14 protein-coding genes and 2 pseudogenes are annotated in these 15282 nt (G+C 73.1%); 12 read left to right on the top strand and 4 right to left on the bottom strand.

Going from position 1 to position 15282, the window contains the following annotated elements; all coding sequences use genetic code 11:
* Nucleotides 1-127 precede the first annotated feature (127 nt).
* Entirely contained in the window at nt 128-2545 is a 2418-nt protein-coding gene (locus tag ABTY62_RS24545; protein ID WP_352131583.1) for a glycoside hydrolase family 65 protein, read from the top strand.
* 307 nt (nt 2546-2852) lie between these two features.
* Nucleotides 2853-3845 carry a helix-turn-helix domain-containing protein gene (locus ABTY62_RS24540; RefSeq protein ID WP_352131582.1) on the top strand — a complete coding sequence of 331 codons (993 nt, stop codon included), beginning with the start codon at nt 2853-2855 and terminating at the stop codon, nt 3843-3845.
* Between the two features lie 20 nt (nt 3846-3865).
* On the opposite strand, the gene ABTY62_RS24535 is transcribed toward ABTY62_RS24540, so the two are convergent.
* Nucleotides 3866-4663: an AraC family transcriptional regulator gene (locus tag ABTY62_RS24535; protein WP_352131581.1), complete on the bottom strand. Its 798-nt coding sequence runs from the start codon at nt 4661-4663 to the stop codon at nt 3866-3868.
* A gap of 70 nt (nt 4664-4733) precedes the next feature.
* Here ABTY62_RS24535 and ABTY62_RS24530 point away from each other — a divergent pair, with 70 nt between their 5' ends.
* The 4 genes from ABTY62_RS24530 (at nt 4734) to ABTY62_RS24515 (ending at nt 7372) form a co-directional block, all read left to right on the top strand.
* Entirely contained in the window at nt 4734-5546 is an 813-nt protein-coding gene (locus ABTY62_RS24530) for a phytanoyl-CoA dioxygenase family protein (RefSeq protein WP_352131580.1), read from the top strand.
* Nucleotides 5547-5602: 56 nt separating this feature from the next.
* On the top strand, nt 5603-5863 hold the full coding sequence (locus ABTY62_RS24525; protein ID WP_352131602.1) for a hypothetical protein: 261 nt from the start codon (nt 5603-5605) through the stop codon (nt 5861-5863).
* A gap of 101 nt (nt 5864-5964) precedes the next feature.
* Entirely contained in the window at nt 5965-6312 is a 348-nt protein-coding gene (locus tag ABTY62_RS24520) for a DUF1330 domain-containing protein (RefSeq protein WP_352131579.1), read from the top strand.
* 88 nt (nt 6313-6400) lie between these two features.
* The gene (locus ABTY62_RS24515) at nt 6401-7372 is read left to right on the top strand and encodes a phosphotransferase family protein (protein WP_352131578.1); all 972 of its coding nucleotides are present in this window, start codon (nt 6401-6403) and stop codon (nt 7370-7372) included.
* Nucleotides 7373-7388: 16 nt separating this feature from the next.
* Here ABTY62_RS24515 and ABTY62_RS24510 read toward each other — a convergent pair.
* Nucleotides 7389-7645: pseudogene (locus ABTY62_RS24510) on the bottom strand (helix-turn-helix domain-containing protein); the annotation flags it as partial.
* Between the two features lie 158 nt (nt 7646-7803).
* On the opposite strand from ABTY62_RS24510, the gene ABTY62_RS24500 reads away from it, so the two are divergent.
* The gene (locus ABTY62_RS24500; RefSeq protein WP_352131577.1) at nt 7804-8439 is read left to right on the top strand and encodes a hypothetical protein; all 636 of its coding nucleotides are present in this window, start codon (nt 7804-7806) and stop codon (nt 8437-8439) included.
* A 47-nt stretch (nt 8440-8486) separates the two neighbouring features.
* Here ABTY62_RS24500 and ABTY62_RS24495 read toward each other — a convergent pair whose 3' ends face one another.
* Together ABTY62_RS24495 and ABTY62_RS24490 are read right to left on the bottom strand one after the other, a co-directional pair.
* Nucleotides 8487-9605 carry a mechanosensitive ion channel family protein gene (locus ABTY62_RS24495; protein WP_352131576.1) on the bottom strand — a complete coding sequence of 373 codons (1119 nt, stop codon included), beginning with the start codon at nt 9603-9605 and terminating at the stop codon, nt 8487-8489.
* A gap of 269 nt (nt 9606-9874) precedes the next feature.
* On the bottom strand, nt 9875-10651 hold the full coding sequence (locus tag ABTY62_RS24490) for a CDP-alcohol phosphatidyltransferase family protein (protein ID WP_352131575.1): 777 nt from the start codon (nt 10649-10651) through the stop codon (nt 9875-9877).
* A gap of 133 nt (nt 10652-10784) precedes the next feature.
* On the opposite strand from ABTY62_RS24490, the gene ABTY62_RS24485 reads away from it, so the two are divergent.
* From ABTY62_RS24485 to ABTY62_RS24465, 5 genes and pseudogenes are all read left to right on the top strand, one after another.
* Nucleotides 10785-11786, top strand: coding sequence for a zinc-dependent alcohol dehydrogenase (locus tag ABTY62_RS24485; RefSeq protein ID WP_352131574.1), 1002 nt, complete (start codon nt 10785-10787; stop codon nt 11784-11786).
* 81 nt (nt 11787-11867) lie between these two features.
* Nucleotides 11868-12266, top strand: coding sequence for a 6-pyruvoyl trahydropterin synthase family protein (locus tag ABTY62_RS24480; RefSeq protein WP_352131573.1), 399 nt, complete (start codon nt 11868-11870; stop codon nt 12264-12266).
* Between the two features lie 11 nt (nt 12267-12277).
* Nucleotides 12278-13399 (top strand): glycosyltransferase family 4 protein, encoded by a 1122-nt coding sequence (locus ABTY62_RS24475; RefSeq protein ID WP_352131572.1) that lies wholly within the window; start codon nt 12278-12280, stop codon nt 13397-13399.
* The gene (locus ABTY62_RS24470; protein ID WP_352131571.1) at nt 13396-14250 is read left to right on the top strand and encodes a class I SAM-dependent methyltransferase; all 855 of its coding nucleotides are present in this window, start codon (nt 13396-13398) and stop codon (nt 14248-14250) included. Before ABTY62_RS24475 ends, ABTY62_RS24470 begins: the two co-directional genes overlap by 4 nt.
* Nucleotides 14247-15086 (top strand): annotated as a pseudogene (locus ABTY62_RS24465) (lysylphosphatidylglycerol synthase transmembrane domain-containing protein); the annotation flags it as partial. The gene ABTY62_RS24470 and the pseudogene ABTY62_RS24465, both read left to right, overlap by 4 nt.
* Nucleotides 15087-15282 lie beyond the last annotated feature (196 nt).

Below are 15282 nucleotides of genomic sequence, written 5' to 3'. Positions count from 1 at the left end.
TCGCTCCCCGGCGCTCGGCGCGTGCGCCGCCGCGCCCCGGGCTGACACCGCGCGGCGGCAGGGGCAGGGTGGAAAGACGGAGCCCACGGGAAGGGCGGTGGTCGTCATGGAGCCGCGGGGGTGATCCATGGGTGCGACGCCGCCCGCATGGACCTGGGTGTACGAGGGATACGACCCGGCCGAGGAGCGGCTGAGGGAGTCCCTGTGCGCCCTCGGCAACGGCTACTTCGCGACCCGGGGCGCCGTCCCGGAGTGCGCCGCGGACACCGTGCACAGCCCCGGCACCTATGTCGCGGGCTGCTACAACCGGCTGGAGTCGGAGGTGGCGGGCCGGCGCGTGCAGAACGAGGACCTGGTCAACCTGCCCAACTGGCTGCCCCTGCGCTTCCGGATCAGGGACGGGGACACCGCCGACGAGTCCACGGCGCCGTGGTTCTCACCGGACACCCACCCGCCGCTCGACCACCGGCTGGCCCTCGATCTGCGCGCCGGTGTCCTGGAGCGCACCGCGCGGTACGTGGACGGCGCCGGCCGGCACCTGGCGGTGCGGCAGCTGCGCCTCGTCCACATGGGCGACCCGCATCTGGCGGCGCTGCGGACCGAGTTCACCGCGGAGGACTGGTCGGGTCGGCTGGAGGTGGAGTCGGCGCTGGACGGCACGGTGGCCAACACCGGTGTGGCCCGGTACCGGCAGCTGGCCGGCCGGCATCTGACCCATGTGCACACGGGCACCGCGCCCGGCGGTGACGTGGTCTGGCTGCGCTGCCGCACCAGCACTTCCGACATCCGCGTCGGCATGGCCGCCCGCACCACCACCGACGGCGACACGGACCCGGCCACCGCCCAGGCGCCGGGACGCGCCCGCCTCCTGCTGCGGCCCGCTCTGGAGCCGGGCCGGACGGTGACCGTCGACAAGTGTGTCGCCCTGCACACCTCCCGCGACCCGGCGATCAGCGATCCGCTGCACGCCGCCGTGGACCGCGTGTCCCGCGCGCCGGGCTTCACGGCGCTGGCCGCCGCCCACCGTGCGGCGTGGGAGCAGCTGTGGCGTGCGTGCGAGCTGGACGTGCCGGGGGAGGCGGGGCGGATTCTGCGGCTGCATCTGTTCCATCTGCTCCAGACGCTCTCCCCGCACACCGCAGACCTGGACGTCGGGGTGCCCGCGCGCGGGCTGCACGGCGAGGCGTACCGGGGCCATGTGTTCTGGGACGAGCTGTTCGTGCTGCCGTATCTGAACCTGCACCTCCCCGAGGTCTCCCGGGCGCTGCTGGCCTACCGCCACCGCAGGCTGGAGCAGGCCTGTTTCGCGGCCCGTGACGCCGGGCGGGCCGGCGCGATGTACCCGTGGCAGAGCGGCAGCGACGGCCGCGAGGAGACCCAGCGGCTGCACCTCAACCCGCGCTCGGGGCGCTGGCTGCCCGACCACTCCCGGCTCCAGCACCACGTCGGCTCGGCGATCGCGTACAACGTGTGGCAGTACGGCGAGGCCACCGGCGACGCGGAGTTCATGCACACCAAGGGCGCCGAGATGCTGCTTCAGATCGCCCGGTTCTGGGCCGACGCGGCCACCTGGGACGGCGCCCGGGGACGGTATCGGATCCTCGGCGTGGTCGGCCCCGACGAGTATCACGACGCCTACCCCGGCGCCTCCCGCCCCGGCATCGACGACAACACGTACACCAATGTCACCGCGGCGTGGGTGCTGGCCCGCGCCCTCGACCTGCTGCGTTCCCTGCCCGAGCCGCGCCGCCGGGACCTGTTCGAACGCACCGGGCTCGCCGAAGCGGAGCTGGACCTCTGGCAGGACGTCTCCCGGCGGCTGCTGGTCCCCTGGCACCACGGGATCATCAGCCAGTTCGACGGCTTCGGCGACCTCGCCGAGCTCGCGTGGGACCGCTATCGCGAGGCCTACGGCGACATCCGGCGCCTGGACCGGATCCTGGAGGCCGAGGGCGACACGGTCAACCACTACCAGGCGTCCAAACAGGCCGACGTGCTGATGCTCGGCTACCTCTTCGCGCCCGCCGAGCTGCGCCGCCTCTTCGGCAGGCTCGGCTACGAGCTGGACGACACCATCTGGCGGCGGACCGTCGACTACTACCTGCGCCGCACCAGCCAAGGCTCCACCCTCAGCAGCGTCGTCCACGCCTGGGTCCTGCCCCGGGTGCGGCGGGCGGAGGCATGGCGGTTCTGCCAGGAGGCGCTCGCCGGCGACATCGCCGACCTCCAGGGCGGCACCACCGGGGAGGGCATCCACCTCGGCGCCATGGCCGGCACCCTCGACCTCGTACAGCGCGGCCTGACCGGACTGGAGCCCCGCGGCGGGGCGCTGCGGCTGGACCCCGTGCCACTGCCCGAGCTGTCCCGGTTCGGGCTGTCGATCCGCTACCGGGGCCACTGGGGGGTGCGGCTGACGCTGAGCACCGAGCGGCTGCGGATCGCCGTGCCGTCCTCCGACCGCGAACCGATCCACGTGGTGCTGGGCGACCGCACGGTGTCCGTGGCCCCGGGCGAGAGCTGTCTGCTGCCCCTGTGCCGCGGGTGACGAGGCGCCACCGTCCGTCACAACACGGGGCGCCGAGGGCTGCCCACTTCTCGCGGGCCCTGATTGCACGGTGCGCGGCCTGAACCGCTTCTCCGTGTCTCTTTTCGCCCTCGGTGCCACTTCCATAACACCACCATGCGGCCCGGAGCGACAGTGCCGACCGTCCCCTGTACGCATCGTGCCGCGGCTCGGTCGCCCCCCGCCACGCCCCGGCCAGCCATTTCAAGGTGCCGCCAAGGTTCCGGCAAGACCGGCCGCACATGGTGAGGCCGTGCCTCGAGGACTGGTCGGCCACACGGGGGGATCAATGATCGAGACGGTTTTCGACAGCGAGAGGTTACCCGTCGGAGAGCGCTTCGCGAGCTGGTACGAGATGACCCGCCACGCGCTCATCTCGACCCGGGTGCGCAGTGAGGACGCGGCCGACTTCCGCGCCTCGGCCCGGGTGATCGGCACGAACACCTTTCAGGTGTCCACCGAAGTGGTGCGGTCGCCGTTGCGCGCGGACCGCACCGCCAAGCACATCCGCCAGTCGGATCCGGAGCAATACCTGCTCGGAGTCATCCGGACCGGCACCCATGGCTTCAGCCAAAGAGGCCGCGAGGTAACCGTCGGGGCGGGCGATCTGGTGCTCTTCGACTCCTCGCAGCCGTTCCGCGCGTGCTACGAGGGCGGCGCGCACCAGATGTTCTTCCTGCCCAAAGCCCTGCTGCCGCTGCCCGCCACAGACGTGGCCATGCTCCTGGCCACACCGCTCCCGGGCCGTAAGGGCATCGGCGGCATCCTGTCCGACTGCCTGCGCGAAATCCTCAGGGAGCCCGCCCCGTACCGAGCCGCCGAGATCATCCGTCTGTTCGACATCGCTCTGGAACTGCTGACCACGCTCCTGGCCCATGAACTCCGCGCACTGCGCACACTGCCACCGGAGAGCCATCGGCAGGCTCTGCTCGCCCGGGTTCACACGTTCATCCACCAGAATCTCGGGGACCCGGATCTCTCCCCGCAGACCGTGGCCGAGGCTCACCATGTCTCCCTGCGCCATCTGCAACAGCTGCTCGCCACCGCCGACACGACTCCCGCGTCCATGATCCGGCGGAAACGCCTGGAGCAGTGCCGCCGCGCCCTGATGGATCCCCGCCAGAGCCGACGCGCCATTCACACCATCGCCGCACGCTGGGGTTTCACGGACGCCGCCCACTTCAGCAGGCTCTTCCGCACCACCTACGGCACATCGCCCAGCGAGTTCCGAGTCGCCCACGAGTCCCTGGTGGGCGAAACGACAGGCGGGCCGCGCGAATAACGGCGGCCCGCGGCGCACGGTCAGCGATCTGCCGCGCTCGACCATGCGGCGTCGCGCACCGCGCGCGGCGAGGCCCCGAGCTCCTTGCGGCACGCCTTGTTGAACGCCTGGAGGTCCGGGATCCCGACCGTCGCCGCGATGGCCGGGATCGCCAGGGTCGAGGCCCGCAGCAGGTGCCGGGCCCGTTCCATGCGACGCCGTCTGATGTAGCCGACGACCGTGGCCCCGGTGCCCTCGCGGAACAGCCGGGTCAGATGGGTGTGCGAGACACCGGCGGCACGGGCGATGTCCGGGACGCTCACGGGGCCGGCCAAGCGCTCCTCGATATGGGCCAGGGCCGTCCGGAGGGCGGGGTGCGGGGCGCCCGGGCGGCTCTCGGCGGCACCGGTCAGGCCGGTCGTGCGCCACAGCACCGTCCACAGCTCGGCCGATGCCCGCGCCTGGGACTGGGCGGTCGCCGCGACCGTCTGCCGCAGCGCCTCGCGCAGCGCCGCCGCGTCCGCGCCGGCGTCCTGCATCACCGGCACCTTCCGGCGCTCCCCACCGCCGGGCAGGCGGAAGTGCGCGTACAGGTGCTCACAGCGCCGCGCGCCGTAGTGGAAGCGCACCTCCGCGTCCGGCGGTACGAGGCTCACATGCCGGGGCCGGATCGGATGCGCGGACCCGCCCAGCTCCAACGTCCCGGAGTAGCCGTACAGATGGAGCTGCCACAGGTGAGGAAGCCGGAACACCTCGGGCCCGGCCGAGCCGTGCACCCCCACGCCCGCGTTGACGACCTGCGGCGGCAGGTCGAGGGCCAGTTCCACGCGCTCGGTCATGGTGAAAAATTACCAGTCGATGCTGATTACGACCCACGACTGACCGAGTGGTGCTTCCTATGGTTGTCGCATGTCAACCACACGACACCTTTTGACGTCCGCTCAGGTGGCGCGGTTCGTGGCGCACGGCTTCCTGAGGCTCGACGGGGCCGTCCCCCAGGAGATGAACGACGAGGCGTTCGGCGTGTTCGAGGCCGGGCTGCCCTCGGTGCCGTACGGTACGCCGGTCCCCGAGGCGTTTCCCGAGGGCTCCTTCGCCCGAAGGCTCGTCGAACTCCCCTTCGTGGCCGGGGCGTTGGAGAGTCTGGTGGGGCCGGACCCGACCGTCGACCACCACTTCGTGCACACCCGGGAACCGCACCAGGGCAGCGCCCAGCCGCTGCACGCCGACGCCCTCATCGACCTGCGGACGGACGCGTTCGACGTACAGCTCATGTACTACCCGCAGGAAGTCACCGCCGAGATGGGCGGCACACTCATCGTCCCGGGCAGCCATCTGCGCCGTACCAACGAATCCGACACCGGCCGCTACCAGAACCTGCGCGGCCAGACCCGGCTGACCTGTCCGGCCGGCACCGTCATCCTGCTGCACCACGGCATCTGGCACGGCGGACGCCGCAACGACAGCGGCCGGGTCCGCCACATGTACAAGATCCGCTTCAATCCGACCGTGCCGCAGGTCCGCCTGTGGGACACGGAAGCCTCCGACGGCCCCGACAGCCCGGCGGTCCGCGAGGAGTTGCGGCGGAGCTTCCCCTGGTACGAGAAGGCCACCGGCCGGCTGGAGATCCACAACCGCATCAAGCTGTGGCGGGCCATGACCGCCGACCCCGGCTTCGACATCGACTACTGGGCCACTCGCGTCGCCAACCGGCCCGCGTGAAGGAGCACCGCGTGACCACCGAGAACACCGAGAACGCCAGGATTCCGGAGAGCGCCGTGAAGCAGCAGGTCCTCGTCCTGTACCTGTCCACCTCCGCCCTCGACTCCGATGTCGTCGGCTGGGCCCGCTATGACGGCTCCGGCCGCACCCGCCCCACGACCGGCGACAGCGACGAGCCCCCGTACGCGACGGGTGTCGCGGCGCTGGAGGACGGCTGGCGGCTGTTCCAGGCCGCCCAGCTCATCCCGCCCTACCCCGGGGCCGAGCACGAGACATCGTTCCTCAAGCACGAGTTCTTCTTCGAGAAGCTCGTCTGAACGACCTCACGCCCGGCCGCTTACCTGTCAGGTCATCGACCCCGTCATGGCCACCTGCCACGATCGTCGGCATACGGAGACCGACCGACCGGAGGGACACCATGACCGCCTACGTCATAGCCCATCTCCAGGAAGCCGCCCCGAACGCGGAGATCGCCGAGTACATTGAGCGCATCACCGCCACCTTCGAGCCGTACGGCGGCCGCTTCCTCGTGCACGCCACGCGCCACGAGGTGCTGGAGGGCAGCTGGCCCGGGCATGCCGTGGTCATCGGCTTCCCCGGGACCGCCGAGGCGCGGGCCTGGTGGGACTCCCCCGCGTATCAGGAGATCGCCCCTCTGCGCTCGAAGCACATCGAGAGCGACATCATCCTGGTCGGAGGCCTCCCCGACGGCTACGACGCGGCTTCCACCGCGCAGTCGATGCGGGAGGCCCTGCCCGCCGGGTAGCCCTGCGAACGGCGCGGCCCGGCACGGCCGAGTGGCGGATGGACTCTCACGCTGCCACATCCACGCCGATCGACAGGGGAAAACCACGATGACACGCGATCCCGGCGAAGAGCTCGCCGCGGTGGCCCCGGGCCTGCCCGAGGCCACCGGAAGCCGGAGGGTGGCCTGGGCGGCGCTGCCGCGTGAGGTGACGGCCCGGATCGAGCGGCTGCTCGGCAGCCCGGTGACCACGGCCATCAGCCAGCCGGGCGGGTTTTCGGAGGGCCTGGCCGCGCGAGTGCTGCTGGCGGACGGCAGCCGGGCGTTCGTCAAGGCGGCCAGCTCGTCGACGGCGCCCGCGGTGGCGGACTTCCACCGCCGGGAGATCGCGGTCTCGCGGCGGCTTCCCGGCCGGGCGCCGGTGCCGCGGCTGCTCGACGCCTACGACGACGGCACCTGGGTGGCGCTGGTCTTCGAGGAGATCCCGGGGCGTCTGCCGGCCCAGCCGTGGCGGCCGGACGAACTCGACAGGGTGCTCGCGGCGGTCACCGAGATGGCGAACGTCCTGACGCCGTCGCCCGTCGAGGCAGCGGTGCTGGGCGGACCGCGCCTGGGCGGCTGGCCGGCCCTGGCCGAAGACACCGCCGCCCGGGCGAAGGTGGCGGAGCTGTCGCCGTGGGCGGCCCGCCACATCGACCGGCTCGTCGCCCTGGAGGAGAACGCCTCGCTCGACGGCCACACGCTCCTGCACGGAGACCTCTACCCCTTCAACATCATGCTGACCGCGGACCGTGTCTTCGTCGTCGACTGGCCGCACTCCTGGGTCGGGCCCCGGCACTGCGATGTCGTCACACTGCTGTCGAGCGCGTCGCTCAGCGGCGTGGATCCACAGCCGATCGCCGAGAGCCACCCGCTGACGCGTGACCTCGACCGCGGCCGGCTCGACGAGGTGCTGGCACTGCACGCCGGCTTTCTGCTGCGCGCCGCCACCACGGCCGGGCCGGCCGCGGACCGCAACCTCGTGGCCATGATGACCGCGTTGGGCCTCTCCTCGCTGCGCTGGCTGAGCCGGCGGCTTTGAGCGGGACCGGACACCCTCACTGCCGACCGCCGAAGGTGCGGCGGCAGGTGTGCGGACTGACGCCCGCGGTGCGTTTGACGCGGTCGCGGAAGGCGGTGGGTGAGCCGAAGCCGACCTGGGCGCCGATGCGTTCGACGGAGTGCTCGGTGGTCTCCAGCACTCCAGCAGACGCTGGGCCTGGCGGATGCGGGCGCGGTGGAGCCACTGGAGCGGAGTGGTGCCGGTCTGGTCCCGGAAGCGGCGGATGAGCGTACGGGTGCTGGTCCCGGCGTGTGGTCTCAAGGGCAGCCCCCTGATCCCGTTCTTCCACGACTCGTCGCTCGGCCGCGCGATCCGCGACCCGGTCATCGCGCTGTGGTGCCCGCGCGGGGCCCTCGGCTCGTGTCGCGTGCCAGAACCCGTGACCGGTCCGGCCGGGGCAGAATCTGCCTGTGGGAACAGACATCAGAGGGTTCGTGGAGTGCCGCACCTGGGGCCCCGGGCTCGAGATCGGCGAGACGGCCTGGTACGCGGCCATCGAGCTGTCGATGCTCGGGGTGACCAGGGACTATGAGGCCTTCGCATGTCTCTTCGGGGTCCGCGATTTCAGCGGCCACTGGCGGCCGGTGGCTGCGGATCGCGGGCTTCCGGCCGATACGGCGGAGGCCACCAGGGCCGAGTTCGCCGGGTGGGGCGAGGCCGCGTTCGGGGCCACATGGCTCGGCTGGGACGAGGTCCTCGCCATCGACTGGGACGAGCCGGCGCTCCCCCGGGCGACCGATATCGCACGCTACCGGCGGCAGCCGGACGGCTCGCTGGAGCGGGTGTACCGATCGGTGTGGACTCGCGGGTTCGCGAGGGCCAGTGGAGTGGACACCTTGGCGGTCGGCGCCGACCGGATCGGCGAGCTGTGGGACGAGGGCACGGAGTGGGAGGTGGGCACCACGGTGTTCCGCGCCGAGCGCGCCCGGCGCCGCGATGCCGTGCCGGCCGACGGCATCTGGCGGCCGGTGTGGACCGTGATGCGCGCGCTCGCCGAGGTCCACGGCGAACACCATGTCCGCCTGGTGGTCTGGTTCGAGGAGTAGGCCGCGGCGGCAGCGCGCGGGCGCTGCCGCCGCGTGCGGCGCGCCGCTCAGTGGCCGGCTTTCGACATCCGCACCGGTGACTTCGGGCCCAGGGCGGGGTCGCCCTCCGGGGTCCGGGGGCCGGGGAGCGGTACCTGGCCCGGCTGTTGCAGCACGACCGTGCGCATCGGCAGGGGGATGTCGATGGCCTCGGTCCGGTAGCGCTGGTGGAGCCGCTTCAGGAATTCGTGCTTGATCAGGTACTGGTCGCTGAACTCCTGGACGCGCAGGATGACCGAGAAGTCGATGCCGGCCTCCCCGAAGGTGTGGAATCGGACGACCGGTTCATAGTCCGGGACACCGCCGGACACCTCGGCCATCACCTCCGTGGCCACCTCGATGCTCACCCGCTCCACATGCTCGAGGTCGCTGTCGTAGTCGACCCTCGCCTGGATCATGATCGACATCTGCTCTTCCGGCTGGTGGTAGTTGATCGTGATGGCGCCGGCGAGCTTGGCGTTCGGGATGATCACGAGGTTGTCCGGCAGCTGGCGCACGGTGGTGTTACGCCAGTTGATGTCGACGACATAGCCTTCCTCGCCGCTGCCGAGCCGGATGTAGTGGCCGGGCTGCACCGTCTTGGACGCGAGGATGTGGACGCCCGCGAAGAGATTGGCCAGTGTGTCCTGGAGCGCCAGGGCGACCGCGAGGCCGCCCACGCCGAGCGCGGTGAGCAGCGGGGCGATCGAGATGCCGAGCGTCTCCAGCAGGATGAGGACGCCCATCGCCAGCACCGCGATGCGGGTGATGTTGACGAAGATGGTGGCGCTGCCCGCCACTCCGGACCGGGACAGCGCCTGGGCGCGCACCAGGTCGGCGATCACGCGGGCCACGGCGACGGTGGTGACCAGGATGAGCACGGCGGTCAGCACCTGATTGACGCTGTGGTCGACCGCGGCGGTCAGTGGCAGAGCCGCGGCCGCCCCGGACACACCGGCGGCGCCGCAGGCCCAGGGGGCGATGGTGCGCAGCGCGTCGACGATGATGTCGTCGCCGCGCCACCGGGTTCTGCTCGCCCGCTCGCCCAGCCAGCGCAGCGCCATGCGGGACAGCAGGCCCATCGCCACGCTCGCCGCCAGCGCGGCGCAGACGACGATGAGGTCGTGCAGGGTGAGCGCGCGGTTCACCGGCCGCTCCCCGCGCCTCGGACGGTGCGCCGCGAGGGGCGAGGCGACCTGTGGCGGGCCGGGCCGTACGGGGCGGCGGGCCGTGGTCCGGGTGCGCCCTCGCGGCGGGGTCTGCCGGGGAGTTCGGAGTGCTGTCTTGTCACCGTGTTACCTGCTCCTGCCTGGGATGTCGGGCCGCGCCCGGGCGTGCTGCGGGGCCCTGACGCGGTCTGCCATCCTGCCTCATGCCTTCCCGGTGGGCGGCGCCAACCAGCCACCGCCCCAGGGCATCAGGCGTCCGCGTGGGTCATGTGCCGGACGGCGGTGGCGGGCTGGGGCGGGGCGGTGTGGCGGGTCCTGTGGTGCCACAGCCAGATGATGTCGCGGGCGAAGGACCAGACGAGCAGCGCCAGCGCCACCAGGACCACCGCGAGCGCCGCCGGGTACGGGAGGAGCGCGGACGCGGCCACCAGGAGGGCGATTCCCTGGAGCGCGGCGACCGTCTTGCGTGCGGTGCTCACGGGCAGTGGCTCGTTCAGCCACGGCAGCGCGCGGGCCGCCACGACGAAGGCGTAGCGCATGGCGCCCATGGCCAGTACCCACGGGCCCAGCGAGGTGGCGACGTAGACGCTGAGCACCAGGATGAGGAAGGCGTCGACCTCCATGTCGAAGCGTGCCCCCAGGGGGGACGCCGTTCCGGTGCGCCGGGCGACCTTGCCGTCGACCCCGTCGAGGATCAGCGCCACCGTGGTGAGCGCGACCAGGACCGGGACGCGCGGCGGGCTCTCGAAGGAGTCGGCGACCAGCGCGGTCACGCCTCCGACGAGCGTGGCGCGGGCCAGGGTGACGCGGTTGGCCGCCCCGAAGGTCCTGAGCCAGGAGCGGCACACGGCGCGGGTGAGCACGGCCCAGGTGGCGAACGCGAAGACCAGGCCCGTCAGCCATCCCGCGGGTCCCAGGCCGAGCGCCGTGCCGAGGAGCGTCAGCAGGAGTATCTGCGCGACCGCTCCGACGGCGGTCTCCTGCCGCAACAGCGTCGTGTCGTATGTGTTGTTCAGGGCAGCCACCGTGCACCCTCCGGCTGTGTGGCGGAGTTGTTGAGTGCCGCGTACCGTGTTCGCGGCTTCGTGATGGTCAGTACGTGCGTCACGGGCCGAGTGTTCAGCACCTGGTTCGACCCGATCTTTCTGGAGGACGTCGATGGAGCGCGTCGCCCGCGCCTTCTGGCTCCGCTCACCCGGCCACGGCGAGCTACGGGAGGCCCCGCTGCCGGAGCCTGGCGACGGCGACGTCGTGGTGCGCGCCCTGTTCTCCGGGGTGAGCCGGGGCACCGAGACCCTGGTCTTCCGCGGTGGGGTGCCGCGGAGCCAGTACGCCGCGATGCGGGCCCCGTTCCAGGAGGGCGAGTTCCCGGGTCCGGTCAAGTACGGCTATCTCAGCGTAGGCCTGGTGGAGCAGGGGCCGCCCGCCCTGCTGGGCCGTACGGTCTTCAGCCTGTATCCGCACCAGACGCGGTATGTCGTCCCGGCGAGCGCCGTGACCCCGGTGCCGGAGGCGGTGCCGGCCGCGCGGGCGGTGCTGGCCGGGACGGTGGAGACGGCGGTGAACGCCCTGTGGGACGCGGCACCGCTGGTCGGTGACCGGATCGCGGTGGTCGGGGCCGGGATGGTCGGCGCGTGTGTGGCGGCCGTCCTCGCCCGCTACCCGGGCGTGCGGGTCCAGCTGGTCGACGCGGAGCCCGCGCGCGCCGCGCTCGCCGAGGCCCTCGGGGTGGACTTCGCGCTCCCCCAGGACGCCGCGGGCGACCGCGATCTCGTCGTCCACGCCAGCGCCACCGAGGCCGGGCTCGCGCGCTCTCTCGAACTCCTGGCCCCGGAGGGGACCGTTCTGGAGCTGAGCTGGTACGGCGACCGGAAGGTGAGTCTGCCGCTGGGCGAGGCCTTCCACTCCCGCCGCCTGGTGGTGCGCGGCAGCCAGGTGGGGACGGTGTCCCCGGCCCGGCGGTCGCGCACCTTCGCCGACCGGCTGGCGCTGGCGCTCGATCTGCTCGCCGACCCCGTCTTCGACGCGCTGCTGACCGGGGAGTGCGCCTTCGAGGAGCTGCCCGCGGTGCTGCCCCGCCTCGCGTCCGGGGAGCTGCCCGCGCTGTGTCACCTGGTCCGGTACGCGCCCGCCGGGGATCCGGATTCGCCGCGGCTCTGAACAAGGGGAACGGGTAGGCCGTACTACACGACGCGGCCCGGCCGAGGGCCGCCGGATGTGCCGCACCTGGAGGGTCGTACGTTGTTCAGCATCACCGTCCGTGACCACCTGATGATCGCTCACAGCTTCCGCGGCGAGGTCTTCGGGCCCGCGCAGCGCCTGCACGGGGCGACGTTCCTGGTGGACGCCACCTTCCGCCGTGCCGAGCTGGACGCCGACAACATCGTGGTCGACATCGGCCTCGCCACCCAGCAGCTGAACGCCGTGGTCGGCGAGTTGAACTACCGCAACCTGGACGAGGAGCCCGCCTTCGCGGGCACCAACACCAGTACGGAGTTCCTGGCGAAGGTCATCGCCGACCGGCTCGCCGACCGGGTGCACGACGGGTCGCTGGGCGAGGGCGCCCGCGGTCTGTCAAGCCTGACGGTCACGCTGCACGAGTCGCACATCGCCTGGGCGAGTTACGAGCGGGATCTGTGAGGGCGCGCCCGATGAGCCGCGCCGACGCCAACGCGACGGACCCGCGCTCCGTGCACGTCGTCATGCCCGGCGGCGTGGCCGACCCGGCCGCGCCGAGCGGCGGGAACACCTATGACCTGAGGGTGTGCCGGGACCTGCCCGGCGTCGGCTGGCAGGTCCACGAGCACGCCGTGGCGGGCGCCTGGCCGCAGCCTTCGGCCGAGGCGCGCGCCGAGCTGGCCCGTGTCCTGGCCGAGCGGGCGGACGGCAGCGTCGTCCTCATCGACGGGCTGGTGGCCTGCGCCGTGCCGTACCTCGTGGTCCCCGAGGCCGAGCGGCTGCGCCTGGCGGTGCTGGTGCATCTGCCGTTGGGCGACGAGACGGGGCTCGCCCCCGGCCGCGCCGCGGATCTGGACGCGCTGGAGCGCAGGACGCTGCGCGCCGTCCCGGCGGTGGTGGCGACCAGCGACTGGGCGGCCCGCAGGCTGGTGGCCCACCACGGGCTCGCCCCCGGCCGGGTCCATGTCGCCGCGCCCGGCGCGGACCTCGCGCCCCCGGCGCCCGGCACCGACGGCGCCTCGCGGCTGCTGTGCGTCGCCGCGGTGACCCCGCGCAAGGGCCAGCATCAGCTGGTCGAGGCCCTGGCCGAGGTCGCCGACCTGCCCTGGAGCCTGCTGTGTGTCGGCGGCCTCGGCCAGGACCCCGGCTATGTCACCCGGCTGCGTGAACTGATCGACCAGCACGGCCTCGGCGACCGGGTGCGGATCGCCGGCCCGCGTGCCGGTGCCGATCTGGACGCGAGCTACGCCGCGGCCGACCTTCTGGTGCTCGCCTCGTACGCCGAGACGTACGGCATGGCGGTGACCGAGGCCCTGGCACGGGGCATTCCGGTGCTGGCCACCGCCGTGGGCGGGGTCCCGGAGGCGATGGGGCGGGCCCCCGACGGCGGGCTGCCCGGCGTTCTGGTGCCCCCGCGGGACCCGGCCGCGCTCTCGGCGGCGCTGCGGCGCTGGCTCGGCGAGCCGGGTGTACGGGGGCGGTTGAAGGCGGCGGCCCGGGGGCGGCGCGCCGCTCTTGACGGGTGGGAGACGACGGCGCGGCGCCTGGCCGAGGTGCTGGAACAGCTTCGATATGAACCCCGGAGGGCCGCATGAGCACCACGGATGTGCCGCTGTACCAGCCGGAGTGGCTGGAGTTGCGGGAGGGCGCGGACGCAGCCGCCCGCGCCCCGGAGCTCCTCGATCCGCTGCGCGCGTGGCTTGCGGGCCCCGGACGGCGGCCCGGCGGGCTGACGGTCCATGACCTCGGCTGCGGCACCGGCTCGATGGGCCGCTGGCTCGCGCCGCGGCTGCCCGGCCCGCAGCACTGGGTGCTGTACGACCGCGATCCGGCGCTGCTGGGCCGGGCCGCCGCGCAAACGCCCTCGACGACCGCCGACGGCAGCGGCGTCACGGTCCTGACCCGGCGCGCCGACCTCGGCCGGCTGACCGCGGACGACCTGGCCGGGGCCTCGCTGGTGACGGCCTCCGCGCTGCTGGACGTGCTGACCCGGGACGAGGTGAACGCGCTGGTCGCCGCGTGCGCCGGGGCGAAGTGCCCGGTGCTGCTCGCGCTGTCGGTGGCGGGGCGGGTCGAGCTCGCCCCGGCCGACCCGTTGGACGCCGAGATCGCGGAGGCGTTCAACGCCCATCAGCGCCGCGGTGGCCTGTTGGGGCCTGACGCGGTCACCGCGGCCTCGGAGGCCTTCGCGGAACGGGGCGCGACGGTGCGGGTGCACAGCAGCCCGTGGCAACTCGGCGCGGGTGAGTCCGCGCTGACGGCTCAGTGGCTGCGGGGCTGGGTCGGGGCTGCCGTCGAGCAGCGGCCGGAGCTCGCGCCGCGTGCCGAGGCGTATCTGGAGCGCCGTCTGACGGAGTGCGCGGCGGGCGGGTTGCGGGTGGTGGTGCACCACAGCGACCTGCTGGCACTGCCCGGGCAGCGGCCTTACGGGGGCGGGGTCTCATGAAGGCGGGGGCGCTGAAGGCCCGGCTCGGCACGGTCGCGGGAGCGGTCATCCTCGCCGTGGTGCTGTGGCGGGTGGGCACGGGCGCCTTTCTGGACGGCCTGCGCCGGATCGACGCCGTGACGCTCGTGGGCGCGCTCGGCCTCGGCCTGCTCACCACGGTGTTCAGCGCCTGGCGCTGGTGCGTGGTGGCCCGGGCGCTGGGCATCCGGCTGCCGCTGGGCCGGGCCGTCGCCGACTACTACCGGTCCCTGTTCCTGAACGCGGCGCTGCCCGGCGGTGTCCTCGGCGATGTGCACCGCGCGGTGCGGCACGGTCGCGACTCCGGCGATGTCGGCCGGGGGGTGCGCGCGGTGGTGCTGGAGCGGGCCGCGGGCCAGGTGGTCCTGGCCGTGGTCGGGGTGGCGGTCCTGCTGGCCCACCCGTCGGTGGCCGTGGCGGAGATCGGCCGCCTCGCGCACCACGTGGCGACGACGCCGGGCGCCCTGGCGGTACTCGCCGTGGTGTGCGCCCTGGCGGTGGTGGCCGCCGTACGGCGGCGTGGCGGTCCGGGTACCTCGCGGTGGCGGCGGGCGGTCCGCGCCGCGCTGGCGGAGGCGCGGCGCGGACTGCTGGCCCGTGGGAGCTGGCCGGGGGTGGCGGTCTCGTCCGTCGTGGTGCTGGCGGGGTATCTGGGGATGTTCCTGCTGGCCGCCCGGGCCGCCGGCTCAAGCGCCCCGGTGGCCGAGTTGCTGCCCTTGATGGTGCTGGCGCTGCTCGCCATGGCGCTGCCCCTGAACGTCGGCGGCTGGGGGCCCCGGGAGGGCGTCACCGCCTGGGCCTTCGGCGCCGCGGGACTGGGCGCTGCCCAGGGGCTGACCGTCGCCGTGGTCTACGGAGTGCTCACCTTCGCGGCGAGCCTGCCCGGCTTCGGCGTGCTCGTGGCGCAGTGGTGTGCCGGGTTGCGCCGTCCGCAGATCGATCTCGAAGAGGGTGTCCTCGCCGAGGTGGGCGCGGCGCATCGGCGGGCGGAGTGCCTCCCGCATGACGGTCGTA

Source organism: Streptomyces sp. NPDC097640 (assembly GCF_040302705.1).
Classification (GTDB): domain Bacteria; phylum Actinomycetota; class Actinomycetes; order Streptomycetales; family Streptomycetaceae; genus Streptomyces.
The sequence above is the reverse complement of the archived record's forward strand: the minus strand, read 5'-3'. Positions and strand labels throughout refer to the sequence as shown.